A 24,875-nucleotide genomic window follows, 5' to 3' on the forward strand; every position below is an offset into this window, starting at 1 on the left:
TCAGGAAAGCCCGTGCGTGGGCGGCGGTAGCGCGATGGTCGCGATGGTGCCGCCGCCCGGCGCGGGCTCCATGGTCGCGGTGCCGCCGTGCAATTCGGCGATCCACGCCACCAGCGCCAGCCCGATGCCGCTGCCGCGCCCGCCGGTGATGCCGCGCTGGAACGGGTTGCTCGACAGCTGCGGGTTCAACCCCGCGCCGTGATCGCGCACGCTGACCCGTCCCTCCGCGACATGCACCTCGACCGGTGCGCCGGGATTGATCGCGCCGTGGGTGATCGCGTTCTCGATCAGGTTGCGCACCGCGAGGCTCAGCAGATTCGGATCGCCGACGACGACCGTAGGGCTGCTCTGCACAACAACATTGGCCTTGAAATCCTCGACGACCGACTCGGTGAGCTGATCGAGCAGCAACTGCACCCGCTCGATCGTGGTCACCCCCGCCTGCATCCTGGCCCGCGCAAGCAGGCCTTCGACGATCCGCTCCATCCGGGTCCCCAGCGCGCCCGCGTCGGTCAGCGCGCGCTCCACCTCGTGCGGGCTGCGCCGCCGTGGCGCGGTGACCAACCCCAAAGTGGTGAGCGGCGTGCGCAATTCGTGCGCGGCATCGCCGAGGAAGCGTTCCTGCTCTTCGACGAGCACCAACGCCTGGCGCATACTGCGACCCGAAAGTGCGTGTGCCGCAAGGGCAGACAGGGCGACCAGGGTGAGCCCGCCGGCGACGAGCGCCCACAACAGCAGCGCCCGATCACGATCCATCAGCCCCGGATTCGTGCCCGCGACCACGACCGCCTGGGTATTCGTGTCGTCCCAGAAGATCGGCGTGGCCGCCAGTCGCACCGGGCGGCCCGCGCTATCGTACCCGTCCTGGAAGACGATGCCCTCCGCGCGCACGGCATCGTCGGCCAAGGCCTCCGCGCCGTTGTTCGGCGGCAGCCAGGAACGCAGGTGCCCGTAGATCTCGCGCCAGTGTCCGTTGTCGTCGTTGGTGACGATCATGACCGCGGTCTCGCCGTTGGCCAGGTCGTCCTTCTCCACCAGCCCGAGGTCGATGGCCTGGTCGTCGGTATTGAAGTCGATGGCGCGCCACAGCCCGGTCACCACCCGATCCAGGCTGTCGTCGACGGCATTGTCGCGGGAGCGCGCGTCGATGGTCGCCGCGAGCAGACCGAGGATGATCAGGCAGGTCGCGGTGATCACGGTGATGAGCGCGGTCAGCAGCCAGCGGGTGCGCCGCAGCCGGGCCACGGCGGGTTGCGCGTTCGTGGCGGAGATCAGCGTGCGGATGGGGCACTTCCGATCATGAAGCCGGTGCCGCGAACGGTCTCGATCACCTGCGGCGGCCCGAGCTTGCGGCGTAACTGGGCGATCACCGCGTCGACCACATTCGAGGCGGGCTCGGCCATCTCGTCCCAGCAGCACTCGATGAGCTCGCTGCGCGACACCACACCGCCCGCGCGGGTGGCGAGCAGTTCGAGCACCGCGAATTCCTTGGGGGTCAGCGAGCGCAGAATGCCCGCGCGCTGGACGCGGCGGCGCGGCAGGTCGATGTCGATATCGCCGAACACGAGGCGGGCGGGCGCCGGATGTTCGCGACGGCGGCTCAGCGCGCGCACCCTGGCGGCGAGCTCGGGCAGCGCGAACGGCTTGACGAGGTAGTCGTCGGCGCCGTGCTCGAAACCGGCGATGCGGTCGGCCAATCCGTCCCGGGCGGTGAGCATCAGCACCGGCACTCGCTGGCCCGCGGCGCGCTGTGCGGCGACCAGGTGCAGGCCGTCGCCGTCGGGCAGGCCGCGGTCGACGACGAGGACGTCGTAGGTGTTGACGGCGATCTTCAGGTCGGCGTCCGCGAGGTGGTGGGCAAGGTCGACGGCAAAGCCCGCCGAGCGCAGCCCGGCGGCGACTTCAATGCCGAGACCTTCGTCGTCCTCAACCACCAGCACACGCACGAGGTCAGAGAATATGCCATTTTCAAATCGGACCAATCCGTCATCCCGGACTAGCAGGCCGGGATGACGGTCGGAGCCGGTCGGATGGCGGTCCGGCTCGGCCCCGCAGACGGTCCGAGATCAGTTGCTGGAGTAGTACAGATCCCAGTCACCGGTGGGCGTCTGCTGGCACTCCCACCACTTCCAGTCCGGGTGCGCGGGGGCGTTCGAACCGTCCGCCCGGCAGGCCGCTTCGGTGCCGTAGGTGCCGACGTAGATCGTCTCCGCGTTGGCCACCGCCGACCCTCCGGCGACGAGGCCTGTCGAGAGCGCGACGGCTGCGAGCAGGGTGCTGATCTTCATGTGTTTCCTCTCTCCCCGGCGCGGGATCCGCGCCTGGAGAAGAGAAAACCAAGCTGTCCGTGAGATTTTCGTGATGCCGGTCGACGCCGCAGGTCAGTGCGGTGCTTCCAGCCGCATCGCCCAGCCGACGAGCGAGCGGAGGTAGCGCAGCACCATCTCGTCCGGGTACTGCTCCGGATCGGCGAGGTGCAGCCTGGCCAGTTCCTCCATCGCGGCGAGCAGGATTCGCTCGGTCGGGCCGTCCGGGTCGACGGTGACGCCCGCGTAGCGGGACAGGTGCCGTGCGCCGATCGCCCGCGCGTAGGCCCGGCCGTACTCGAGCCGGGTGCGCAGGTCGGGTGGGCCGCCGTCGGGTGGGCTGAGGATGATCCGCCAACTGGTCGGCGCGGCATGCAGATAGGCGAGGATGCCGCGGCCGACCTGATCTACGTCGACCGTGTCGGACCAGTCGACGCTGCCGACGCCCGCCAGCGCGATCGCGGTCTCGCGGTCCAGCAGCGCGGCCATCAGGCCGGACAGGTCGGTGAACTGCTGATACACCAGGGCGCGGGCGACCTGGGACTCGCGCGCCACCCGGTCGATGCTGACCGCGCTGAAGCCGTCGGCGGCCACGATGTCGCGCGCGACGTCCAGCAGCTGGGCTCGCCGGTCCGCCGCCGACATCCGGCGCTTGGGCGTCGGCTGGTCGGTCGCAGGCTCGGTGGTCAGCGGCTGGTCCGTCAAGGGTTGGGCAACGTACTCGGACGTGGCGCGATCCGTGCTCACCGCACCGACGGTAGCGCAAGCAGCAGATCGACCGCCTTGGCCGCGCTCTGTACTGCGCTTTCCATGGTCGCCGACCAATCGGTGGCGGTCCAATCACCCGCTAGCACCAGGGTCGGTACCGAGGTGCGCTGTTCGGGCCGCAGTGCGTGCGTGCCGACGACCTGCGAGAACGTCGCCTTCGGCATCCGAACCACTTGTCCCTGAACAACTTTCGCGTCCTTGGCGGCGGGGTAGTAGCGGCGCAGCAGCTCCAGCTGCTCGGCGACGATCTCCTCGTTGGTCTTGTGGATCTGCTCGTAGGCGCCGCTGGTGGTCAGGCAGTACAGCCAGGCCTGATCGGTCTTGCGGCCGGTCATCCGCTGGCGGTCGAAGACCTCGTCGATCACCCCGGTGCCGCCGATCAGCGCCTCGAATTCGGCCGGGGTGCCCAGCGGGCGGTCCAGATAGAGGGTGGTGCTGACGATCGGGGTGTAGCCCAGTTTGTCTGCGGCGGCATAGATTTCGGCGTGCTCGGGCAGGTCGTCGAGCAGCCCGTTGACGTTGGAGTTGGGCACGGCGCAGATCACCGCGTCCGCAGGGACGGTGGTGCCGTCGGCCAGTGCGACGCCGGTTACTCGGCCGTCGAAGATGTTGATCCTCCGGGCCACCGCGCGATGCTGAACCTTGACCCCGTGCTGCGCAAAGACTTTCAGCGCGCCGGTGACGTAGAGCGTGTCCAGGTCGGTGGTGGGATAGCCGATGGTGGCGGGGCGCCGGTGCTTGATGCCGAGGCGGATGCCGGTGGCCATGACGTCGGCGAGCACCTTCGCCGACTCCTGTTGCACCGGCTCGGCGGCGACGCCGAGGGCCAGCCAATCCCACAGTGCCTCACGGGCTTTCGCAGGCATGCCGATGCGATCGAACCACTGCTCGGTGGTCAGGTCGGGTAGATCGGCAGGCTGGTGCAGGCATTGCCAGCCGAGCCGGAGGGTGGCGACGGTGGCGCGGGCGCGTTCGAGCAGGGTGGCGTCGGGGTGCGCGCCGGACAGGGTGCGCAACGCGCCGAGGCCCTGCGTGCTCATGGTGACGCTGCGGCCGTCGGGCCAGCGCAGCGTGGCCTGGTGCGGGAAGGCGACGTACTGCCGGGTGCCGACGCTGGTGAGATACCGGAACAGGTGGTCGTAGCCGCTGGCGATCACGTGCTGGCCGTTGTCCGGCAGGTCGTCGACCACGTCGACCTTCGTCGCGTGCGTGCGACCGCCGAGTCGGCCGCGACGCTCCAACAGGGTGACCTTCTTGCCCGCCTCGGCCAGCCAGACCGCGGCCGCGAGACCGGCCAGTCCGCCGCCGATGACCACGTGCTGCCGTGGATCGCTCATGCCGCACTCCTCATCAACTTACAGGTTGTAAGTTAAGTGGGAGGGGTCACTTCGTCAAGGGCGCGGCGACACCGAGGAGGCCGGCGGGTGCGGCGCCCGCGGCGTTTCGGCGTTCGAATTCGGATGCAGCAGCAGGTAACTGAAGAGCACGGTGGCCATGGTCGCCAGCGCCGCGAAGAAGAGGCGGTTGGCGATCGCGAGGAGCGGTCGTCTGCCCGATCTCGATACCGTCGTCATGGCCTGCTCCTGTGCTGTGTCGTGACTGCCACGGATGTAGTCGTGCCGAGCGCGCCGATCATTAGCAACTGAGTGGCAAATTACAGTGGTGGACGGGTAATAGCCGGTGGGCACGCCGAGCGATTGGTTCGGTTGCACAATTGATTCGGTGCGGCGAACCAATGGGCTTGGTCCGGTGACGGACTTTCTGCGCTCGAACTTGTGCGCCTCGTAACCGGGCGAGGTACGCCGCCGGAGGCTGGCGGCGGAGCGGAAGACGATGCCGCGCGCACGTCTTGTGCGGCCGCGCTCGAAATTGCTAGCTATTTCGTGCGCGCCGCAATGCTTGGTGCGCGGCGGCTCCGAGCGCGAGTAGGCGTTACTGCGGACTCAGGTGCCGGGGACGGGCTGGCAGCGGGGGCAGAAGTAGATGCCGCGTTCGCGGTAGGCGATTCGGTCCGAGGCGGGTGCGGGATCGCCGAGGAGTTGCGAGGCGATGGGTGTGCCGCATCGCTGGCAGGAGCGGCGGGTGCGTCCGTAGACGAGTTCACGCCGGGGTGGTTTCTGCACGGCCTCGGTCAGGATCCGGTGCGCTTCGTTCACGAGTGCGAGGAGGTCGGGCACTTGCGCGACGGGGGTGGCCGGGTGGACGCGGCGCAGGAAGCAGACTTCGCTTCGATAGATGTTGCCGATACCTGCGAGGTTTCGCTGGTCCAGGAGTGCGATGCCGATCGGCTGCTCGGGGTATCGCTCCAGTCGGCGAACTGCCTCGGACACATCCCAATCCGGTCCGAGCAGGTCCGGTCCCAGGTGATCGATGACCGTGTGCTCGTCGGCGACACGTAGTACTTCCACCTTGCCGAGGGAGAATCCCACGGCTTCGACCTCATCTGTGCGGAGCACCAGGCGGGCCGTCACGCGCGGTTTCGTCCAGCGTTGGCCGCAGTGGAAGATCCGCCAGGTGCCTTCCAACTTGAGGTGCGTGTGGATGCTCACCGTTGGTGTTCGAATGAACAGGTGCTTTCCGTAGCTGCCGACGCTCTCCACGACCTGGTCCCGCAGGTCGACGGTCGCGTATCGCGGCACGCGGAAGTCGCTGCCGGTCAACGTCTTACCCTCCAACGCCGCGCGCAGTCGCGCGGCGGCCAGGTAGACGGTGTCACCCTCGGGCATGTCGCATCCAGAGGTTCACCGGAGGGGACGTCATGGCGCGTCCACTCGACGTCTGTCGGTGTGATGTTGCGTTTGCACAGGCCACCAGCAACCCGGATGCGATGCGCCGGATCATGGGCGGCTCCGGAGGCGCAGGCCGCGCGGTGTCGCGGAGAAGCCCGCTTCGGTGAGGAAGCCCGCGAAGGTGTTGCCGTGCACGGTTTCTCCGTCGACACGATCGATGACGAGGGAGTCGACGAGGCGGTTGTGCACCAGGTCGGCCAGGGCCTGGGCGGCGGACTGGCGGGCGTTGGGGTCCTCGGTGAAGGTGAGCAGGGTCTTGCCGCCGCGTTCGAGGTAGAGCACCAGGTCGCCGTCGACGAGAACAACGAGTGCACCGGCCTTGCGCCCTGGCCGATGTCCGCCGTCGCCATCGCCTTTCGGCCAGGTCAGTGCGGCGCCATAGGGATTGGCCGGATCGCAGGCCGCCAACGCGAGCGCCTTTCCGGTCTGCGGCCTGGTGTCGCCGGGGCGGCTGCGCTCGGTGTCGAACGACCGCAGTCGATCCACCACGTCGGTGGTCGAGAACTGGGCGCCGCCGAGCGAGTCGATGAAATACCCACGGCGGCAACGGCCGCGGTCCTCGAACTCGGTGAGCACTCGGTACATCAGCGCGAAACCGCCGGGCACACCCTCGTTCTGCACCGACCCACGCGTCAGCACGCCGTACCGCTCCAACAGCATGTCCGCGGTCGCGTGCGCCCGAACGGTGTTGTCCGACACCCGCTCCGGTAGCAGCGACCAGCGCCCCGCCACCGCCGGTGGGCCGGACCGGGTCGGCATGCTCGGTCGTGGCAGATAAGCCCGCCCACGCGGTGCCCGGCGCGGTGTTCGATGGGCGGTCGTGGTCCGCGTGGTACCCGACAGCATGGCGCGCACGGGTGCGAACGTATCGCCCGAAACCATTCCGGCCCAGACCAATTCCCACAGCGCGGCCGCCACCTGGGTGTCGTCGAGCAAACCGGTCGCGTCCGATAGTTGCCGGAAGAAGTACGCGCCGCTGCCATGTGCCACCGGCGCGAGCCGCGGGTACGCCGCGCCGTTCGACCCCGTCGGGCCGACTGCGGCCGTCGAGGCGTCCGTACCCGCCTGGTCGCGACGGGTCACCGACCCAGTTGCCGCGTCGGCCTTGGCCGTCGAGCGTCGCGGGTTCTTGGAAGAGCCCTTCGCGGCCGACTTCCGCCCGTCTGCTTGTGTACGGCTGGCGCCTGCGAGGTCAGTGCCTTCCGATGCCGCTGAACCGGGCACCGGCGGGTCGAGCGGAATCGGTTCCGGGATCGCGGCGGCCGCTGGCGGAGTCCACGGCACCAGCGATGCGCCGAGGGCGGTGAGCAGGCGTAGTTGTACCTCGGACAGTTCGATGTCGTCGGGCGGTGCCAGGGTGAATGGCGCCTGGTCGGTCAGGTGGAGCGCGATCCAGCCGTCCTTGCCGGTGATCGATCCGTGGCCGGACCAGATGACCTCGCCGGTGGCCATCAGCTCGTCGAGCATCGCGGGGGAGTAGTCGCGGACCCGGGCGGGCAGGATGAGTGATTCCCAGGCCGAGGCCGGGATCGGCACGCCCGCAAGCTGTTCCACCACGGTGGCGACGCCGTCGACGCCGCGGAGTTCGCTGGTGCCGATGTGCTGCCAGGCCGGGAGGAAGCGGCCGAGGGTGGCCGTCGATACCGGCTCGACCTCGTGCCGGGCGGCGGCCAGGGAGCGGCGGCGCAGTCGGCGGAGCACCTGCGCGTCGCACCATTCGGAGCCCGCCGCGCCCGGCGTGAATTCGCCCTCCACGATGCGCTTTTCGGTGATGAGCCGGTGCAGTGCGGTGGCGACGACGGCGGTGCCGAGGCCGAAGCGGGCGGCCACCGCCTCGGTGCTGAACGGACCGTGGGTGCGGGCGAACCGGCCGATCAGATCGCCGAGCGGGTCGGCGACGGGTTCGATGAAGGCCGCGGGCGTGCCGATCGGCAGTGGCACGCCGAGCGCGTCGCGCAGCCGGGACGCGTCTTCTACGGCCACCCACCAGCTGCGTCCCGCGAACGTAACCTCCAGGGCCCGGCGTGATTTCACCAGCTCGGCACACCACTCGGTCGGATCGTCGACGCACCGTTCGGCGGCCTCGGCGGCGGTGAGCGGGCCGAGCAGTCGCAGCAGGTCGGCCAGTCCTTCGGCGTCGCGGGCATGGCGTTCAGGCGTGAGTCGTTGTAGTTCCCGCTCGGTCTGCTCGAGCACCGAGGCGTCCAGTAGTTCGCGCAGTTCCACCCGGCCGAGCAGTTCGGCGAGCAAGCCGGAGTCGAGTGACAGTGCGGCGGCGCGGCGTTCGGCCAGCGGGCTGTCCCCGTCGTACATGAACTGCCCGATGTAGTCGAACAGCAGGGAGTTGGCGAACGGCGATGGCGTCGCTGTCTCCACCTCCACCAGGCGTAGTTGGCGGCGCGCCACCCGGCCGAGCAGGTCGCGCAGCGACGGCAGATCGTAGACGTCGCGCAAGCATTCGCGCACCGTCTCCAACAGGATCGGGAAGTCGGGGAACTTGCGCGCCACGTCGAGTAGCTGTGCCGAGCGTTGCCGCTGCTGCCACAGCGGGGCGCGCTTGCCGGGATCGCGCCGCGGCAGCAGCAGTGCCCGCGCGGCGCATTCGCGGAAGCGGGAGGCGAAAAGCGATGAGCCGCCGACCTGTTCGGTGACGATGTCATCGATCTCGTCGGGTTCGAAGACGAACAGTTCGGCGCCGGGCGGATCGTCGGTGGTGTCGGGCAGCCGCACCACGATGCCGTCGTCGGAGGCATTCGGCGCGGCGTCCACGCCGAATCGTTCGCGCAGCCGGGCGCCGATGGCCAGCGCCCACGGGGCGTGTACCGGTAGTCCGTACGGCGAGTGCAGCACCAGCCGCCAGTCGCCGAGCTCGTCCCGGAACCGCTCCACCACCAGTGTCTTATCGGTGGGCAGGTGTCCGGTCGCGGTCCGCTGCTCGTCCAGCAGCGTGCCGAGGTTGGCGGTCGCGAAGGCATCCAAACCTGCTGCCGCGGTGAGCTTTTCCAGGTTCTCCGGGTGCTGACCGACCTTCCGCACGAATTCGCCGAGCGCACCGCCGAGTTCGGCGGGACGGCCCAATCCGTCGCCGTGCCAGAAGGGAAGGCGTCCCGGTTGCCCGAACGCGGGCGTGACCAGCACCCGGTCGAAGGTGATCTCTTCGATCCGCCAGCTCGTCGCGCCCAGCGCGAACACGTCGCCGACTCGCGACTCGTAGACCATCTCCTCGTCGAGTTCGCCGACCCGCGAGGCCTTTTCGCCGACCATGTAGACCGCGAACAGGCCACGGTCCGGGATCGCGCCGCCCGAGGTCACCGCAAGCCGCTGCGCGCCGGGTCTCCCGGTGAGCGTGCCCGCGTCCCGATCCCACACCAATCGTGGTCGCAGTTCAGCGAACTCGTCCGACGGATACCGTCCGGCCAGCAGGTCCAGCACCGACTCGTAGGCCGAGCGCGGCAGTGCCGCGTAACTTCCGGTGCCGCGGACGATGTCGAACCAGGCGTCGACATCGATCGATTCCAGCGCGCACGCGGCCACGGTCTGCTGGGCCAGGATGTCCAGCGGATGCGCCGGAATCTGGATTGCCTCGATCTGTCCGGCGGTCATCCGTTGCGAGGCCACCGCGCAGTGGATGACATCGGTGCGGTGCTTCGGGAACAGCACCCCGCGCGAGATCTCGCCGACCTGATGCCCGGCCCGCCCGATTCGCTGCAGCCCGCTGGCCACCGACGGCGGCGCCTCCACCTGCACCACGAGATCGACCGCGCCCATGTCGATGCCGAGCTCGAGGCTGCTGGTCGCCACGACGCAGCGCAGCCGCCCGCTCTTCAGATCGTCCTCGATGAGCGCGCGTTGCTCCTTGCTCACCGATCCGTGATGCGCCCTGGCGAGCAGCGGGCCCGCACCGTGGACCACTTCGGTCGACGCACCGAGTTGGGCGGGCGGCTTGTGCTCGGTCTCCACCGGTTCGCCGAGCCGCGCCGCGTAGGTTTCGTTGAGCCGCGCGGTAAGTCGCTCGGCCAGCCTGCGCGAATTCGCGAACACGATCGAAGACCGGTGCTCCAGCACCAGATCCACGATGGCCTCGTCCACGTGCGGCCAGATCGAGCCGGGTTGATCGGACTCCCCGGGTTCGGTCATATCCGCCACCGGCACCCGGACAGACAGGTCGAAGGTCTTCGGCGCGGGCGGCGAGACGATGGTGATCGGCGCACCGCCGACCAGGAACCGGCCGACCTCGTCCGGCGGGCGCACCGTCGCAGACAAACCGATCCGCTGTGCGGGCCGCTCGGTGAGCAGGTCGAGCCGGGCCAGCGACAGCGCCAGATGCGCGCCACGCTTGGAACCGGCGATCGCGTGCACCTCGTCCACGATCACCGTGCCCACATCCCGCAGCGTCTCCTTGGCCGCGGAGGTGAGCATGAGGAACAGGGATTCGGGTGTGGTGATCAGAATGTCCGGCGGCGTGCGCTGCATCGATCGGCGATCGGCCGGGCTGGTGTCCCCGGACCGGACCCCGACCGTGATCGCGGGCGGATCCAGTCCGAGCCGCTTGGCGGTCTGTGTCACACCCACCAGCGGCGCCCGCAGATTTCGCTCCACGTCCACCGCGAGCGCCTTGAGCGGCGAGACATACAGCACCGAAGTTCCGGTCTTCTCGGTCGCCTTCTCGCGGCTGGCCAACTGATCGATCGCCCACAGGAACGCCGACAACGTCTTGCCGGACCCGGTCGGCGCGATCACCAGCGTGTGCTCACCGGCGGCGATCGCCTCCCACGCACCCAGCTGAGCGGCGGTCGGCGCCGGGAAGGCACCGTCGAACCACTCCTGGGTAGCGGTGGAGAACTGAGCCATGGGATCAGTGTGCACCTGACCACTGACAACCAGGTCGGCGCCGCCGACCGCAGTTGCGACCACTGATCTCGTGAGTACATGGGTAACTCGTGGGGTACGGGCTAACCCTTTCGCTCCTCACCGGCGGCCGCCAGCGCTACTGTCGTGGCACCTGAGCCTGGCCTGAATACTCGGAGAGGCGGAACAGTGCAAAAGGTGCTCAGACTCGACCTGGTCAGCCATGGCATGACTGAGGCGATGCGGAAGGCACGTTTTCCAGTCGACGAATCGCTGACCGAGGCAGGCCGCCGGGCCATCTCCGGATGCACGCCGCTCGCCGCACCCCGGGTGCTCACCGGCCCCGAGCGCAGAACGGTCGAGACGGCGGCACTGCTAGGGCTGCCCGGTGACGAGGACACCCGACTACGCGACCTGGACGCGGGCGCGTGGCGCGGCGGGGCGCTGATGTCGGTGCCCCAGGACGAGCTCTACGCCTGGCTCACCGACCCGATGTTCCGCGGCCACGGCGGCGAATCCGTGGTGGATGTGATCGAGCGAACCAGGTACTGGATGGCCGAGATCGCGTCGGAGGGGAAGTCCACCATCGCCGTCACCCACCCCGCCGTCATCCGCGCCGCGCTGCTGGTGACCCTGGACGCGCCGCCGAAATCGTTCTGGCGGATCGACATTCCGCCGGGCAGCGTCACCCGGCTGCACTACCGCGGCGAATGGACCCTGCACTTCACGGCGTGACAGCGCTTTTCGCGGCGAGCGGTCCGGCGCCGAGGGTGACGAGCAACCGGACGGCGTCGGTGATCAGCCGGGCCGGGATGGACGGATCGATGGCACGCTGCATGCCGAGGCCGATGCCCATGCTGAGAATCCCCGTCGCGGCGTCTTCGGCGGGCACCGGCAGCTCGATCCCCATTGTGTCGGCCAGCGTCTGCACCTGTGCGGCGACCGCGCCGCGCACCACACTGAGGCTCGACACCAGCGCCGCCTGCAAGGCCGGATCGTCGCGGGAGACGGTCGCGAACTCGAATTCGAGCATGGTCCAGCCGACATCGCCGACGGTCCGCTCGGCCCACTCCTGAAACCGCTCGAGCTGTTCCTCGAAGCTGTCGCCCGCCGCCAGCAGGTCGGTCACCTCGTCGAACTTGGTCGCGTGGATGAGCTCGATCACCTCGAGGCCGAGTTCCTTCTTGGTGCGGAAGTTCGAGTAGACGGCGCCCTTGGAGTAGCCGGCCTCCTCGGCGACCCGCTCCAGACTGGTGCTCGCGTAGCCGTCGGCCAGGAACAGATCGCGTGCCGTGGCGATCAGGTCAGCGCGGGTGCGGGCCTGGCTCTCGGACCGGGTCAGACGTGCCATGCGGTGATTCTACGTACTGTCAGATTTCGGATACCACTGGTATTTGAATTCTGCTAGTGTTTGGAACCATGGGTAACAACAACGGGTCGCAGCGACGCGGCCTGGCCATCGGTTGTGGTGGCACGCTCGGTGCCGCGTGGATCGTCGCGGCGCTGGCCGCGGTCCGGGACGCGCTGAACTGGGATCCACGCGCGGCCGACGTGCTGATCGGGACCTCGGCGGGCGCGGAGTACGTGACCATGCTCGGCAGCGGCATCTCGGTGGACGAGTTGGTCGACATGCAGGACGGCACGTCCACGAATCCGATTCTGTTGGCGCACATGCGATCGGGGCCCGGGCGTTTTCCGCCGGTCCCGCGGCCGCGACTGGGTTCCTTCCGACTTCCGCTGCGTCGCACCGACTCCGGGCAAGCGTTGCTCACCGCGGGTAGTGGGCTGCTACCGATAGGTAGTGGTGACGCGAGTTGGTTGGAGCTGCTGGCCGAACGGTTGAACCCCGGCCGTTCCTGGGTGGCTCATCCGGCTACCTGGCTGGTCAGCATGGATTACGCGACGGGAGAACGGGTTCCGTTCGGGTCGCCCGACGCACCGACCGTGCCGCTCGGTGCGGCCTTGCGCGCGTCGTGGGCGGCACCCGGTTGGTTCCCGCCGGTACCCATTGCCGGACGCCGCTTCATCGATGGCGGTGCCGGTTCGACGGCTTCGGTGGATCTGCTGATCCCGCAGCAGCTGGACGAACTCGTCGTGCTCGCGCCGATGGCCTCGACCGGGAAGATCCCCGCGACCGGCGCCGGTCACTTCCTCGAACGGCAGATGCGAAACCGCATGAGCGCCAAGCTCGATGCCGAGATCGACCAGCTGCGCGCGACCGGAACCAAGGTGCTGCGCCTCGATGCCACCGCCGACGACCTCGCGGTGATGGGACCCAACTTCATGGACGGCCGCCGCCGCCTCGACACCTTCCAGCACAGCCTGCGCAGCACCCGCCGTGCGCTCGAACAAGGAGCCTTCGCATGAGAATTCTCGGTCACGGATACCCCGACTTCGACCTGAAGGGCGCGCGCGTCCTGATCACCGGCGCGGGCCGCGGCATCGGCAAGTCCACCGCGGAACTGTTCGCGTCCAAGGGATCCGAGGTCGTGATCGCCGACGTCGACACCGTCGCCGCCGAAACCGCCGCTGCCGCAATCGGCGCCAAGTCCTACGAGCTCGACGTGCGCTCACGCGGCCAGTGGGACAAGGTGATCGCCGACCTCGGCCACGTCGACATCCTGGTCAACAATGCCGGTGTCATGCCCGCGGGTCCGTTCCTCGACGAGCCGGACGTGGTCGGCCAGGCCACCATGGACATCAACGTCTGGGGCCTCATCCACGGCATGCGCGCCGTCGCGCCCGGCATGATCGAGCGCGGCCACGGCCACATCATCAACGTGGCCTCGCTGGCGGGCAAGATCCCGGTCGCCGGTCTCGCCGTCTACAACGCGAGCAAGTTCGCCGCCGTAGGCCTTTCCGCGGCAACCCGTTTGGAGTTCGCGCCGCAGGGCATCAGCGTCAGCTGCGTCATGCCGTCGGCCGTGCGCACCCGGCTGTCCTCCGGACTCACCCTCGGCCACGGCATGCCCACCGTCGACCCCGAAGACGTCGCCGCCGCCATCTTGCGCACCGTCGCCACCCGCAAGGGCGAGGTAGCCGTCCCCAACTACCTCGGCCCCATCGATGTAGCCCTCGCGGCCGCTCCCGAACGCGCCGTCCGCCTGGTCCGCCGCCTGTTCGACGGCGACCGCGCCCTGCACCCCGCCGACGAGAAGACTCGCGCCGAATACGAGGACCAGGTTCGCTCCATCAGCTGAGCTGCGCACAGCCGAGCTGTCAGTGACCCCGGAGAACTCTCCGGGGTCACTGGCATTTCGCCTGGAAGAACCTTCTCCCATCCGCACCGCTCGTGGTTACGAAGATCCATGGAGCCTGCTGCTTACGCCTGTCGAATCTCGAAAACCGGTTACCAGTGGGACCGCTCAGCACAATTGACGCTGCCACACAGAAAAGGGACCGCGAGTACACCGACATCCAGGGCCGAAATCCGTACACCGTGAAGGGTGGGGATACGAACCTCTTCGTGGTTGCCCTGCACACCCGCTACCCGGAATCGCACCAGGGTTTCACCCTGTGGAGTCGGCAGCAGATGTGCGGCGACCCCGGTTTCGGGGAACACGTGAAGGAGGTCGCGGTTGCCCGAAAGGGCAAGCTCAAGGCCTGCTGCGCGACCGAAAAGGGTTTGGCCGACTTCTTCGCGCGGAAGCTGCAGGCGCTCATCGACCTCCAGGAACGCGAAGAAGCGGGCGACGATCCCTACGACACCCTGTGGAAATGCGACGAATACCAGGGTGAATGTCAAAGCGGCAGATAGTAATGAAAAGCGGCCCCGGAGTTGGACTCCGGGGCCGCTTGCTATTCGGGGGTCAGCAGTTGGTGGGGGCGGGGTCGCCGCGGAAACGGGCTTCCACGTAGTTCCAGGCGTCGGCGAAGCCTGCTGCGGCGGTGGTCAAGTGTTCCGCTATTTCGTAGGGGTGGAACTCGACTCGGGCGCCTGCCTTGCAGTAACGGTCGACCACCTCGGCGACCGGGGGGAAGAAGGTCATTTCGTCGAACCGGCCCTGCCAGATGAAGGCGGGGGCGGTGGGGATGCCGTCGAAGTAGCGCAGGCTGTTCTCGCGCAGGACCTCGTGGGCGACGGGGCTGTCCATCAGGCTCTTGGAGGCGGCCATCTGGTCGGCGTTGCGGAAGGCACCGTGGAAGAGCAGGAACCTGCGGCAGGCGTCATGGGTGAATTCGCGGAACCACAAACCATTTTCGTTGAGCTGGTCCGAGATCGGGAGCCGGTCCGGGTATTCCCGCTCGAGTCCCATTGCTGCGGCGAAGGCGAGTCCGAAGCCGGGGTGCGGGGCGAAGCCGAGCGCCATCGCCATCTGCTCGAGATCGGCGGGGATGCCGCCCGAGACCGTGGCGGCGAGCTTCAGGTCGGGCGCGTAGGTGGGCTGCAACGCGGCCGCCCATGCGGTGGCCATCCCGCCGCCGGAGTAACCGGCAAGGGCGACAGGCGAATTGGTGAGGCCGAGTTCGGCCACCTGCTGCACTGCCTTGACGCTGTCCAGCGTCATCATGCCGCTGAGCTTGGCCGCACCGTAGGCGGAGGTAGGCCCGAGGTAGTCGGGCAGCGAGACCGCCCAGCCGCGCCCGATCGGCAGCATCGCGCCGACCGCGTCCTGCAGTTCGCCGTTGAACAGCGAGCGTGACGGGTTGCACTGGGTGCCAAGGGAATTGATCAGCGCCTGGTAGGAGACGAGCGGCGGGTTCTTGACGCTGTTCGGCAGCAGGACGGTGGTCACTCCCATCACCGGCTTGCTCTGCGAGTCGGTGGACCGGAACGCGACCTGCCAGCCCGTGGTTCCGACGTAGAGGCCGGTGTCGATCTTGCGGGCACGCACGACATCGCCCGGCTTGAATGCCGCCAGGTCGGCGGGCGGTGCGTAGAACACATCCGGATCCGGTGTGGGATAGAGCGGTTGGGCGTTCGCGGGCAGGCCAAGCAGGCCGACCGAGACGACGCTCAACAACAGGATCGCGATCCTGAACGGAACTCTGTGCACGGTTTTCCTTCGAATTTCGGCCGTTACCGACTTACCGACCCCGACAACACCTCGGCAACTCGAACGGACCACCACAGCAATGGAAGCCGCGGCGAACGCCATCGTTCGCCACGCAGGCGGATAGACAAGAACTCACAGTCGAACCGAAGGTCGGACCAGCACACCACCTTTCGGTTCAACGACTGCGGGTGTCCGCACAAGCGGCACCATCCGATGCGAAGGTAGCGTCGCGCCGCCGGGCTCGCGCAACCGGGTCCGGCATATTGGACAATTCACAACGCATTTCCTGTGCGTTTAACCAAGATCACTGGCTGCGCCCCTCGACAACCGCGCGTAATAGCGTGCGGCTCTCACGGTTCGACCGCGCTGCGGGCCGCGCGCTGCGCCGAACGGAACGTCACGGAGCCTTCACTCGACGTTTGCCTCGGCCATGTCCCGTTTGCTGGCTGAGATCGCGCGCGGCCCGGATTCAAGATCGGTGGTGGAGGTCACAGTAAACCTCACATCGTGCATAGTGTGTGCCCATTCACACCGACCGTAATTGAGCAGTATGCGCAATTTGCAGAGCGAAGGTTGTTCATTTAGCCCTTCAAGGGCACTGTAATGGGCATCAAGTGCTCAACTAAGGCGGTGCCCGATCGGCGCCGGCCGGACGGGTGGATGTATGACCGAGCTCGCCGATCACGATCTGATCCCGGCGCCGTATGACCTTGCCGACCGCTACCGCGTCGGCGCGGGCACCGTTGTCCTCACCGGGGTCCAAGCGATCGCGCGTCAGTTGGTGGAACAGCACGTGCGCGACCTGCGCGCCGGGCGCCGGGTCGGCACGTTCGTGTCGGGGTACCAGGGCAGTCCGCTCGGCGGCGTGGACAAGATGCTGGGCGGGATGCCCAACGTGCTTGCCGAGCATGATATTTCGTTCGTCCCCGGGCTGAACGAAGAGCTGGCCGCGACCTCGGTGTGGGGGAGCCAGGCCGATCTGCCCAAGGGCGCCGCCACGCACGACGGCGTGGTCGGCGTCTGGTACGGCAAGGGCCCCGGCCTGGACCGCGCCACGGACGCGTTGCGGCACGCCAACATGTACGGCGCGAACGCCAACGGCGGTGTGCTGCTGCTGGTCGGCGACGATCCGGCCTCGAAGTCCTCGACGGTGCCCGCGGTGAGCGAGCGCTCGCTGGCCGCGATGAACATCCCGGTGCTGTTCCCGCGCAATGCCCGCGAGATCATCACCATGGGCCTGCACGGTGTCGCGCTGTCGCGCGCCTCGGGTTGCCTTGTCGCGCTGAAGATCGTCGCCGACGTCGCCGACGGCGCCTGGTCGGTCGACGGCGACGCGGGTGACATCGACATCATCGTCCCCGAGATCACCTGGGAGGGAAGGCCGTTCAGCTACCTGCAGCGGCCGATGGCGGCGCCGACAGACAGCGTGATCGCCGAGCTGGACCTCTACGGCCCGCGCTGGGAGGTGGTCAAGGCCTACAGCACGCTCAACGACCTCGACGTCATCGAGCTGGACCCGCCGCACGCCACCATCGGGATCGCGGCCACCGGAACCACTTTCGATGCCGTCCGCCAGGCGCTGATCGACCTCGGCGTCGATGACGACGCCCTGATGCGTGCGGGCGTCCGGCTGCTGCGCATCGGCATGCCGTTCCCCATTGCGCCCGAGCGTGTTCGGCAGTTCGCGAAGGGGCTGACCCGCCTCGTGGTGGTCGAGGACAAGACCGCCTTCATCGAGACCCAGATCCGGGAGATCCTGTACGGCACGGCCGACGCCCCGGAGATCATCGGCAAGCGCGACGCCGCCGGTCGACCGCTGTTCGCCCAGGACGGCGAACTCACCACCGGCCGGATCACCAAGCCGCTGAGCCGCGCCCTGCACGGCTACCTGGACACGAAACGTCCACTGCCGCAGCCGCTGTCACTGGCTGTGCTGCCCGCGAAGCGCGCCGCGTACTTCTGCAGCGGCTGCCCGCACAACCGCTCCACCGCGGTGCCGGAGGGTTCGCTGGCCGGTGGCGGCATCGGCTGCCACACCATGGTGACCATGTCGGGCCGGGAGGACAGCCAGGTCACCGGCCTGACCCAGATGGGCGGTGAGGGCGCGCAGTGGATCGGCCAGGCGCCGTTCACCGATGTGCCGCATCTGTTCCAGAATATCGGTGACGGCACGTTCTTCCACTCCGGCCAGCTCGCCGTGCAGGCGTGCGTCGCCGCCGGGGTGAACATCACCTACAAGCTGCTCTACAACGACGTCGTCGCGATGACCGGCGCGCAGGACGCCGAGGGCGCGCTCGCGGTGCCGATGCTGACGCACAAGCTCCGCACCGAGGGCGTCGCGCAGATCATCATCTGCGCCGACGAGCCGAAGAAGTACCGCAAGCGCGATCTCGCCTCGGGCACCCGGCTGTGGCACCGCGATCGGCTCGACGAGGCCCAGCGCGCCCTGCGCGAGGTTCCCGGCGTCACCGTGCTCATCTACGACCAGCACTGCGCCGCCGACGCACGCAGGCAGCGCAAGCGCGGCACCCTGCCGACCCGCCGGACCCGGGTCGTCATCAACGAGGCGGTCTGCGAGGGCTGCGGTGACTGCGGCGTCAAGAGCAACTGCCTGTCGGTGCAGCCGGTGGACACCGAGTTCGGGCGTAAGACCCGGATCGATCAGACCTCCTGCAACACCGACTACACCTGCATGGACGGCGACTGCCCGTCCTTCGTCACGGTGGAACTGCCGGATCCGGCAAAGGCCAAGAAGCGCAAGTCAATGCAGCGCCCGGCGCCGCCGGTGCTGCCCGACCTTCCGCGGCAGACGCTGACGACGACGCAGAACGTCTTCCTCGCCGGTATCGGCGGCACCGGCATCGTCACGGTGAACCAGGTGCTGGCCACCGCCGCGCTGCGGGCGGGCTACGAGGTGGCGAGCCTCGATCAGATCGGCCTGAGCCAGAAGGCCGGACCGGTCGTCTCGCACCTGCGGTTCGCCGCCGGTGAACTGGAGCCCGCGAACCGGCTGACGCCGGGTTCGGCGGACTGCATCGTGGCCTTCGATCTGCTCACCGCCACCGACAACAAGAACCTGGCCTACGGCTCGCAGGCGACCACCCTGTCCGTCGCGTCCACCAGCAAGACCCCCACCGGGGACATGGTGTACGACAAGGCCGTCGAGTACCCGGAGACGACCGCGCTGCTGTCCAGGCTTCAGCAGGCGTCGCGTGAGGTGCGTTCCTTCGACGCGCTCGCCGCCGCCGAGGTGCTGTTCGGCAATACCGCGGCCGCCAACTTCCTGATGGTCGGCGCCGCTTACGAACTCGGTGGCCTGCGCTTGCCCGCGGCGTCGATCGAGGAGGCCATCGAGATCAACGGTGTCGCCGTGAACGCCAACATCGCGGCGTTCCGCTGGGGCCGGGTCGCGGTCGCCCGCCCGGACGACTTCGCCGCCGCCACCGGCCGTCCACAGCCCAAGCGCGTCGAAACCAAGGTTCCCGCAGATCTTTTCGACGGACTGACCGCAACGGGTGAGACCAGGCGGCTCGTCGAACTGCGTGCCACGGAGCTGATCGGCTTCCAGGGTGTCCGCATCGCCCGCGCCTATGTGCTTACCGTGCAACACATTTGGGATGCGCAGCTGCGCATCACCGAGCGCACCGAGTTCAGCGAGCAGGCGGCGCGTGGCCTGTACAAGTTCACCGCCTACAAGGACGAGTACGAGGTGGCCCGCCGCCTGGTCGACCCGGCCTTCCTGGACGAGGTCGCGGGTCAGCTGCCCGAAGGTGCGAACCTCACCTACAAGCTGCACCCGCCGGTCCTGCGCGCCATGGGCCGCAAGAAGAAGATCGGCATCGGACCGCGTGGACACCTCACGCTGAAGGTGCTGGCCAAGGGAAAGCGGCTGCGCGGCACCAAGTTCGATCTCTTCGGTTACGCCCACGTCCGCCGGGTCGAGCGCGCCTTGCTCGCCCACTACACCGAGATGGTGACGGCGCTCGCGGACACGCTCGACGAGGCAGGCTATGACCGCGCGGTCCAGGCCGCCGCTCTCGCCGACACCGTGCGTGGCTACGAGGACATCAAGCTCGCCAATGTGGAGCTCTACCGAAACAGCCTGCGCGAGCTCGGCATCGAGCCGCCGGTGCTCGATGCCCATGAGCGAGCGAATCATGAGGCAGGGCGCATCGCGCCTGCCGGAGCCGAGCGCCAGCGAGGTGGAGGCCAAGGCGCGGCTGGGCAGTAGACCGCGCGCCTGGTCGAGCGTAAGGCCACGCTCCCGGGCACATGGGAAGCGGCCCGCAACTTTCGGTTGCGGGCCGCTTTCTTATTGGCGGGCAAGGGTTTCGGCCTACGACCGCCGGGGCATCACGGTGTAGCTGAACGAGATGACGAAGTCGATCGCGAGGATCAGCGCCCACGGTGCCATCACGCCCCATAGTGGCGCGGTGCGATCGACGTCGCCGACCAACAGGGTGAACAGTCCGAGCACCACGGCGGCCACCGTGTAGGCCAGCAGATGCTTGAACCACTGCACGCGCTCACGTGCGGCATGTTCGCGCCCCGCCTTGGGCGGCCGCACCGGCGCTGGTCCGTCGGCGAACCGGTGCGCGAACTGCTGATCGGCCCAGTCGATCATCTGCGAGCCGAAGGCGAGCGACACTCCGATGTAGATCGCCGCGAGCCCGTGTGTGAGCGACGCCTCCCCGCCGCGCCGCAGGTCGATCACCGACGCGGCCAGCAGCACGACGTCCACCAGGGGAACGCAGGCAAGCAGTACGTTGCTCACCCGGCGCGCCGAGGTCAGGTAGCGGACCGCGAGGCCGAGCAGTAGCAGCACCCAGAACCCGACCTCGCAGCCGATGATCAGCGCAATCACAAGAAACTCTCCTTTTTCGCACGACCGAGTTGAATAAAAGATAACACGAGTGTGCGAAAGTAAGCTCATGCCGAAGATCGTGGACCACCAGACCCGCCGGGTAGAGCTCGCCGAGGCGGTCTGGCGCGTCATCGCCCGCGACGGCGTCGACGAGATCTCCATTCGTTCGGTGGCCACGGAAGCGGGCTGGTCCTCGGGCGCTTTGCGGCACTACTTCGCCACCCGCGCCGAACTCCTGGCTTTCGCGTGCGAGGAGGTGATCACCCGGGTCACTGCTCGCATCGGGGACCTGTCGCGGACCGGATCCGTCCGCGACACGGTCCGGGCCATCCTGCACGAAACGATGCCACTCGACGAGCGTCGAATCACCGAGTCCCGCATCGCTTTTGCGTTCGTGGCGCTCGGGTTGAGCAACCCGCAACTCGCCGATGTCCAGCGCAGGCATTTCGGCGACATGTACAACCTGTGTCGCAGGCTCATCGAAGACTTGGCAGTCAGAGATGCGCTGGCCCAACAGGTCTCGTCCCGTGACGCGCTGGCGCGGCGGCTGCACGCGGTGGTGGACGGCGTCAGTCTGCAAGGGCTGGCGGGCCACCTCACGCCGACGGAGATGGCCGCTCAGCTTGACGCATTCCTGGACGAGATCATCATCGGCTGACTGCGGACAACGAAAACGGCCCGGAACCAAAGGGTTTCGGGCCGTATCGCTCGCGCGCCTGACCGCGGCCAGACGCGCTGCTCGGTCAGCGGCGGCGGGTGATTACCACGGGTTTGATGTCGGTGGGGATGTCGGCGAAGGCGGAGACGGGGATGCCGAAGGAGGCGGCTAGGACTTCGCGGGGGAGGGAGTTGAGGGTGGCGACGATGCCGATGTCGTCGTTGGGTTCCTTGGCGCTGGTGTTGAAGGTGACGAGGACGTCCAAAGGTGTGTCGGCGCTGGCGTTTTCGAAATAGTGGAAGTAGCCCTGCGGTGCGAAGACGAGGTCGCCCTGCTCGGCTTCGAAGACGTCGTTGTGGTAGGTGCCGTCTGGATGGGTGCCAAGGATGGTCCACTTCGCTTTGCCGGAGATGATGTAGTTCAGCTCCCATGCGGTGGGGATGCCAGTGCGGTTCGCGGATGCCGCCACCGTCGAGATGGACGAAGTAGACCGACCCCTTCTGTCCTTGCAGCACAGGGAAATTGTCCTCGTGCGCGCCCTGAAGGTAGCCGCCGTCGAAGCTCGTCCGGTCCGCCACCTTCAGCTTGAACAGATGCGACTCGTTATTGAGGTTGCTGTCGACCGTGCCATCATTCGCGAGCTCAGCGGGCGCGCCGGGACTTGCTGCCGCCGCTCCGACCAGACCGCCCCCGAGTGCGGCCGCCCCTACTGCGACGGCACCGGCGCCGAGCAGGGCTCGACGGTGGACCGATCCATTGTTGTTGTCCTGCTTCACATTCAAGTCGTCTGACATGTCGCCATCTCTCCTGATGCACGGAACATTGGAATTTAGTTAGCACCTCTAAGGTTCAAGCTAACCCTGCCGCATGCGGGCAGCTACGTGACAACGGTCATAGCCGCACGGGGTGGCGTTCCTGGCGGAATCGGCTCAGAGTCGTTGGCGGGCAATGACTCCCGTTCCGCGCAGTACCCGCCGGTCTGGGCCGACGCGTTTCGGGGTGAGCGACGCGAATGGTGACTTCATGGGCCCCGGTTCGGGCCGTATCGCGATCGTGGCGAAACCTAGTGGCGCGGTCCCGCGGACGACAGTGACCCCGAGAAGGGCTCACTGCCGTCGGCTACTCCCGGTAGGTCGCGGCGGTTCCCATGCCAAAAGGTCGATTAGGCCGAAAAATGGCCCAGGCCAGAGAGATCGAAATCTCCCTGGCCTGGGCCTTCTGTAGCGGGGACAGGATTTGAACCTGCGACCTCTGGGTTATGAGCCCAGCGAGCTACCGAGCTGCTCCACCCCGCGTCGGGTATTCCCCAACCTTACACACAGAGTGCCTGGATACGAAAACGCCTGGTGGGGCGTGTCGTAGCATGCTTGGGCGGCTCGGCGGCGGCGCATCTGCGAGCAGGCCGTGAATGTGGCCTGTATCACTTTCGTATGGCACTCGAGATAGACATCACTCGATGTTTCCCGAATCGTGACCGAGGTTTATCGTTGCTGCTTAGCTCATGGGCGCAAGGTCGCCGCGGTCCGGGGACGGGAATGGCCGCAGTTCAACAACTGATGCATGATCTTTCTGATTTCAGGAGTTGCTGATGGCGCTGACTCATCGCGAACCTCGGACCGAGCGGGTGGCTGCATCCGCAATCCCGACAAACAGTCCGGCAGGTTTCAGCCATCGGCAGGTGCTGGTCATTCTGAGTGGCCTGGTCCTCGGCATGTTCATGGCGGCGCTGGATCAGACGATCACGGCGACCGCCGTCCGGACCATTGCCGACGACCTGTCCGGCTACTCGCTGCAAGCGTGGGTCACCACCGCGTATCTGATTACCGCGACATTGACGACCCCGCTGTACGGCAAATTGTCGGATATGTACGGCCGCAGGCCATTTCTGCTCGCCGCCATTGTGATATTCGTCGGCGGATCGTTGCTGTGCACGGTGGCGCAGTCGATGTATCAGCTCGCGGTGTTCCGTGCCATTCAAGGCGTGGGGGCGGGCGGTTTGATGTCGCTTGCCTCGGCCATCCTCGGTGACATCGTGAGTCCTCGCGAAAGGGCCAAATACCAGGGGCATTTCCTGGCCACCTGGGCCACGGCCAGTGTGATCGGCCCGGTGCTCGGCGGCCTTTTCGCCAGTCAGCACGTCATTCTCGGGATCACCGGTTGGCGCTGGGTGTTCTTGATCAATGTTCCGGTGGGACTGATCGCGCTGGTGGTGGTGTATCGCGTGGTCCGAATGCCGAGGAGTAATCCGGCCCGGGTGCCGGTCGACTGGCTCGGCACCGCCGCATTCGCCATCGGCATCACGCCATTGCTGATTGTCGCCGAGCAAGGGCGCAGTTGGGGATGGACCAGTGTCGGTGCGGTGAGCTGCTATCTGATCGGTGTGGTCGGGTTGGTGGCATTCGTCGGGATCGAAGCCAAGATGGGCGATGCGGCGCTGATTCCGTTGCGGCTGTTCCGGAATCGGACTTTCGCGCTCGGCGTCGCGATCGCGATGGTGGTCGGTGCCGCGCTGTTCGGCGGCATCATTCTGGTTCCGCAGTATCTACAGGTCGTCCGAGGAGCCAGCCCGATAGCCGCGGGTCTGCAGCTGTTGCCGATGGTCGGTGGCCTGATGGTGGGTTCGATTGTGTCGAACCGGCTCATCTCGCGGACCGGCCGTTATCGGGCGTTCCCGATTATCGGCACCGCGACGGTTGCCGTCGGCTTGTTCCTGTTCCACTATCTGACGCCGGAAACACCGCTGTGGCGAACCATGATCTTCATGGCGATTACCGGGTTCGGGCTGGGAAATCTGTTGCAGCCCATCACCTTGGCGATTCAGAACGCCGCCGCGCCCAAGGATATGGGCGTCTCGAGTGCGGCGGCCACCTTCTTCCGCCAGGTCGGGGGCACGCTCGGGGTCGCGGCATTGCTGTCGACGCTGTTCGGGCTGTTGCCCACCAAGGTGACCGCCGCTATCGAAGCGGCCTCGACCCACCCGGCGTATCAGCAGGCGGTCGTGGCCGGTCTGCACAGCAGCAATCCGGCCGATGTGGCCTTCGCGCAGGGTCTGGTCCATCATGACCAGGCCGCGGTCCAGAAGGTGCTCGACGACAGCTCGGTGATCCAGCAGTTGAATCCGACACTCGCTGGGCCGTTGCAGACGGGCTTTGCCGAATCCATGTCAACGGTTTACCTTGCGGCATCCGTGCTCGCGGTGATCGCATTGGTCATGGTGCTGTTCTGGAAGGAGATACCGCTGCGGGAATCCGGCGGGATCGAGACAGCAGCCGAGCAGAATTGAATGTTAGCGTCAAGTTAAGTCGTAGCTAAGTATTCGCTTCGAACAATTTGCTGCTGGCTGGGACGCGGCGGATCCGTTGACTCGACACGAAGATGTCGATGTCTCCCGGAGACGGGCTCGTGGAATTCTGCTTTGCCCACAATCGGGTCCGAGGATGGGTAGAATCCGACAACCGAGACATACCAGACTTTCCTCATCGTTCCTGCTCCAGAGCTGTTTCGCGTCCTTTTTGGGGTGCGTCGCAATGCTCGGGCCGAATGTGGTGAATTGTCCTGAAACCGCTCCCGTAAAGATTCCGTAGGTGTCGTGTGATCTGAAGTACAGCACCTTGAACTCTATTAGCTAGAGGTTCACTGTAGTTG

18 protein-coding genes, 1 tRNA gene and 3 pseudogenes are annotated in these 24,875 nt (G+C 67.2%); 7 read left to right on the plus strand and 15 right to left on the minus strand.

The features are described from left to right. From ACQPW1_RS06805 to ACQPW1_RS06845, 9 genes and pseudogenes are all read right to left on the minus strand, one after another. Positions 1 to 1,245: a sensor histidine kinase gene (locus tag ACQPW1_RS06805; protein ID WP_433661885.1), complete on the minus strand. Its 1,245-nt coding sequence runs from the start codon at positions 1,243 to 1,245 to the stop codon at positions 1 to 3. A gap of 26 nt (positions 1,246 to 1,271) precedes the next feature. Next, a complete protein-coding gene (locus ACQPW1_RS06810; RefSeq protein WP_433661886.1) occupies positions 1,272 to 1,946 on the minus strand; it encodes a response regulator transcription factor in 675 nt (224 codons plus the stop codon). Positions 1,947 to 2,066: 120 nt separating this feature from the next. Further along, complete coding sequence (locus ACQPW1_RS06815; RefSeq protein ID WP_433661887.1) at positions 2,067 to 2,288, minus strand: hypothetical protein; 222 nt, start codon at positions 2,286 to 2,288, stop codon at positions 2,067 to 2,069. Positions 2,289 to 2,381: 93 nt separating this feature from the next. After that, a complete protein-coding gene (locus ACQPW1_RS06820; RefSeq protein WP_433665172.1) occupies positions 2,382 to 2,951 on the minus strand; it encodes a TetR/AcrR family transcriptional regulator in 570 nt (189 codons plus the stop codon). 98 nt (positions 2,952 to 3,049) lie between these two features. Further along, on the minus strand, positions 3,050 to 4,411 hold the full coding sequence (gene hpnE, locus ACQPW1_RS06825) for a hydroxysqualene dehydroxylase HpnE (protein WP_433661888.1): 1,362 nt from the start codon (positions 4,409 to 4,411) through the stop codon (positions 3,050 to 3,052). A gap of 54 nt (positions 4,412 to 4,465) precedes the next feature. Next, positions 4,466 to 4,648: a hypothetical protein gene (locus ACQPW1_RS06830; RefSeq protein ID WP_433661889.1), complete on the minus strand. Its 183-nt coding sequence runs from the start codon at positions 4,646 to 4,648 to the stop codon at positions 4,466 to 4,468. A gap of 369 nt (positions 4,649 to 5,017) precedes the next feature. Next, entirely contained in the window at positions 5,018 to 5,800 is a 783-nt protein-coding gene (locus ACQPW1_RS06835; protein ID WP_433661890.1) for a DNA-formamidopyrimidine glycosylase family protein, read from the minus strand. Positions 5,801 to 5,911: 111 nt separating this feature from the next. Further along, a pseudogene (locus ACQPW1_RS06840) lies at positions 5,912 to 6,841 on the minus strand (Lhr family helicase); the annotation flags it as partial. Positions 6,842 to 7,153: 312 nt separating this feature from the next. Further along, positions 7,154 to 10,714 (minus strand): annotated as a pseudogene (locus ACQPW1_RS06845) (ATP-dependent helicase); the annotation flags it as partial. Positions 10,715 to 10,900: 186 nt separating this feature from the next. Between ACQPW1_RS06845 and ACQPW1_RS06850 the strand changes: the two are divergent. Continuing rightward, positions 10,901 to 11,446 carry a histidine phosphatase family protein gene (locus tag ACQPW1_RS06850; protein ID WP_150404323.1) on the plus strand — a complete coding sequence of 182 codons (546 nt, stop codon included), beginning with the start codon at positions 10,901 to 10,903 and terminating at the stop codon, positions 11,444 to 11,446. Here the strand turns inward: ACQPW1_RS06850 and ACQPW1_RS06855 are convergent. Then, the gene (locus ACQPW1_RS06855) at positions 11,436 to 12,062 is read right to left on the minus strand and encodes a TetR/AcrR family transcriptional regulator (RefSeq protein ID WP_433661891.1); all 627 of its coding nucleotides are present in this window, start codon (positions 12,060 to 12,062) and stop codon (positions 11,436 to 11,438) included. The genes ACQPW1_RS06850 and ACQPW1_RS06855 overlap by 11 nt on opposite strands. Positions 12,063 to 12,130: 68 nt before the next feature. On the opposite strand from ACQPW1_RS06855, the gene ACQPW1_RS06860 reads away from it, so the two are divergent. From ACQPW1_RS06860 to ACQPW1_RS06870, 3 genes are all read left to right on the plus strand, one after another. Beyond that, complete coding sequence (locus ACQPW1_RS06860; protein WP_433661892.1) at positions 12,131 to 13,078, plus strand: patatin-like phospholipase family protein; 948 nt, start codon at positions 12,131 to 12,133, stop codon at positions 13,076 to 13,078. Further along, positions 13,075 to 13,911: an SDR family oxidoreductase gene (locus ACQPW1_RS06865; RefSeq protein WP_433661893.1), complete on the plus strand. Its 837-nt coding sequence runs from the start codon at positions 13,075 to 13,077 to the stop codon at positions 13,909 to 13,911. Before ACQPW1_RS06860 ends, ACQPW1_RS06865 begins: the two co-directional genes overlap by 4 nt. 266 nt (positions 13,912 to 14,177) lie before the next feature. Then, positions 14,178 to 14,468 (plus strand): hypothetical protein, encoded by a 291-nt coding sequence (locus ACQPW1_RS06870; protein ID WP_433661894.1) that lies wholly within the window; start codon positions 14,178 to 14,180, stop codon positions 14,466 to 14,468. 52 nt (positions 14,469 to 14,520) lie between these two features. Here the strand turns inward: ACQPW1_RS06870 and ACQPW1_RS06875 are convergent, their stop codons facing one another. Then, positions 14,521 to 15,687: a lipase family protein gene (locus ACQPW1_RS06875; protein WP_433665173.1), complete on the minus strand. Its 1,167-nt coding sequence runs from the start codon at positions 15,685 to 15,687 to the stop codon at positions 14,521 to 14,523. 685 nt (positions 15,688 to 16,372) lie between these two features. Between ACQPW1_RS06875 and ACQPW1_RS06880 the strand changes: the two genes are divergently transcribed. After that, positions 16,373 to 19,939, plus strand: a complete 3,567-nt coding sequence (locus ACQPW1_RS06880) for an indolepyruvate ferredoxin oxidoreductase family protein (protein WP_433661895.1) — start codon at positions 16,373 to 16,375, stop codon at positions 19,937 to 19,939. 105 nt (positions 19,940 to 20,044) lie between these two features. On the opposite strand, the gene ACQPW1_RS06885 is transcribed toward ACQPW1_RS06880, so the two are convergent. Beyond that, complete coding sequence (locus ACQPW1_RS06885) at positions 20,045 to 20,572, minus strand: hypothetical protein (RefSeq protein ID WP_433661896.1); 528 nt, start codon at positions 20,570 to 20,572, stop codon at positions 20,045 to 20,047. A 67-nt stretch (positions 20,573 to 20,639) separates the two neighbouring features. Here ACQPW1_RS06885 and ACQPW1_RS06890 point away from each other — a divergent pair, with 67 nt between their 5' ends. Then, the gene (locus tag ACQPW1_RS06890; RefSeq protein WP_433661897.1) at positions 20,640 to 21,230 is read left to right on the plus strand and encodes a TetR/AcrR family transcriptional regulator; all 591 of its coding nucleotides are present in this window, start codon (positions 20,640 to 20,642) and stop codon (positions 21,228 to 21,230) included. 85 nt (positions 21,231 to 21,315) lie between these two features. Here ACQPW1_RS06890 and ACQPW1_RS06895 read toward each other — a convergent pair whose 3' ends face one another. The 3 genes and pseudogenes from ACQPW1_RS06895 to ACQPW1_RS06905 all read right to left on the minus strand — a co-directional run bounded on the left by ACQPW1_RS06895 (position 21,316) and on the right by ACQPW1_RS06905 (position 22,525). Then, positions 21,316 to 21,699 (minus strand): cupin domain-containing protein, encoded by a 384-nt coding sequence (locus tag ACQPW1_RS06895; RefSeq protein WP_433661898.1) that lies wholly within the window; start codon positions 21,697 to 21,699, stop codon positions 21,316 to 21,318. Positions 21,700 to 21,724: 25 nt separating this feature from the next. Further along, positions 21,725 to 22,024: pseudogene (locus ACQPW1_RS06900) on the minus strand (cupin domain-containing protein); the annotation flags it as partial. A 427-nt stretch (positions 22,025 to 22,451) separates the two neighbouring features. After that, a tRNA-Met gene (locus tag ACQPW1_RS06905) sits at positions 22,452 to 22,525 on the minus strand. Between the two features lie 293 nt (positions 22,526 to 22,818). On the opposite strand from ACQPW1_RS06905, the gene ACQPW1_RS06910 reads away from it, so the two are divergent. Then, positions 22,819 to 24,513 (plus strand): MDR family MFS transporter, encoded by a 1,695-nt coding sequence (locus ACQPW1_RS06910; RefSeq protein ID WP_433661899.1) that lies wholly within the window; start codon positions 22,819 to 22,821, stop codon positions 24,511 to 24,513. Positions 24,514 to 24,875: the final 362 nt, after the last annotated feature.

It is taken from the genome of Nocardia sp. CA-128927 (assembly GCF_050955855.1).
Taxonomy (GTDB): Bacteria; Actinomycetota; Actinomycetes; order Mycobacteriales; family Mycobacteriaceae; genus Nocardia.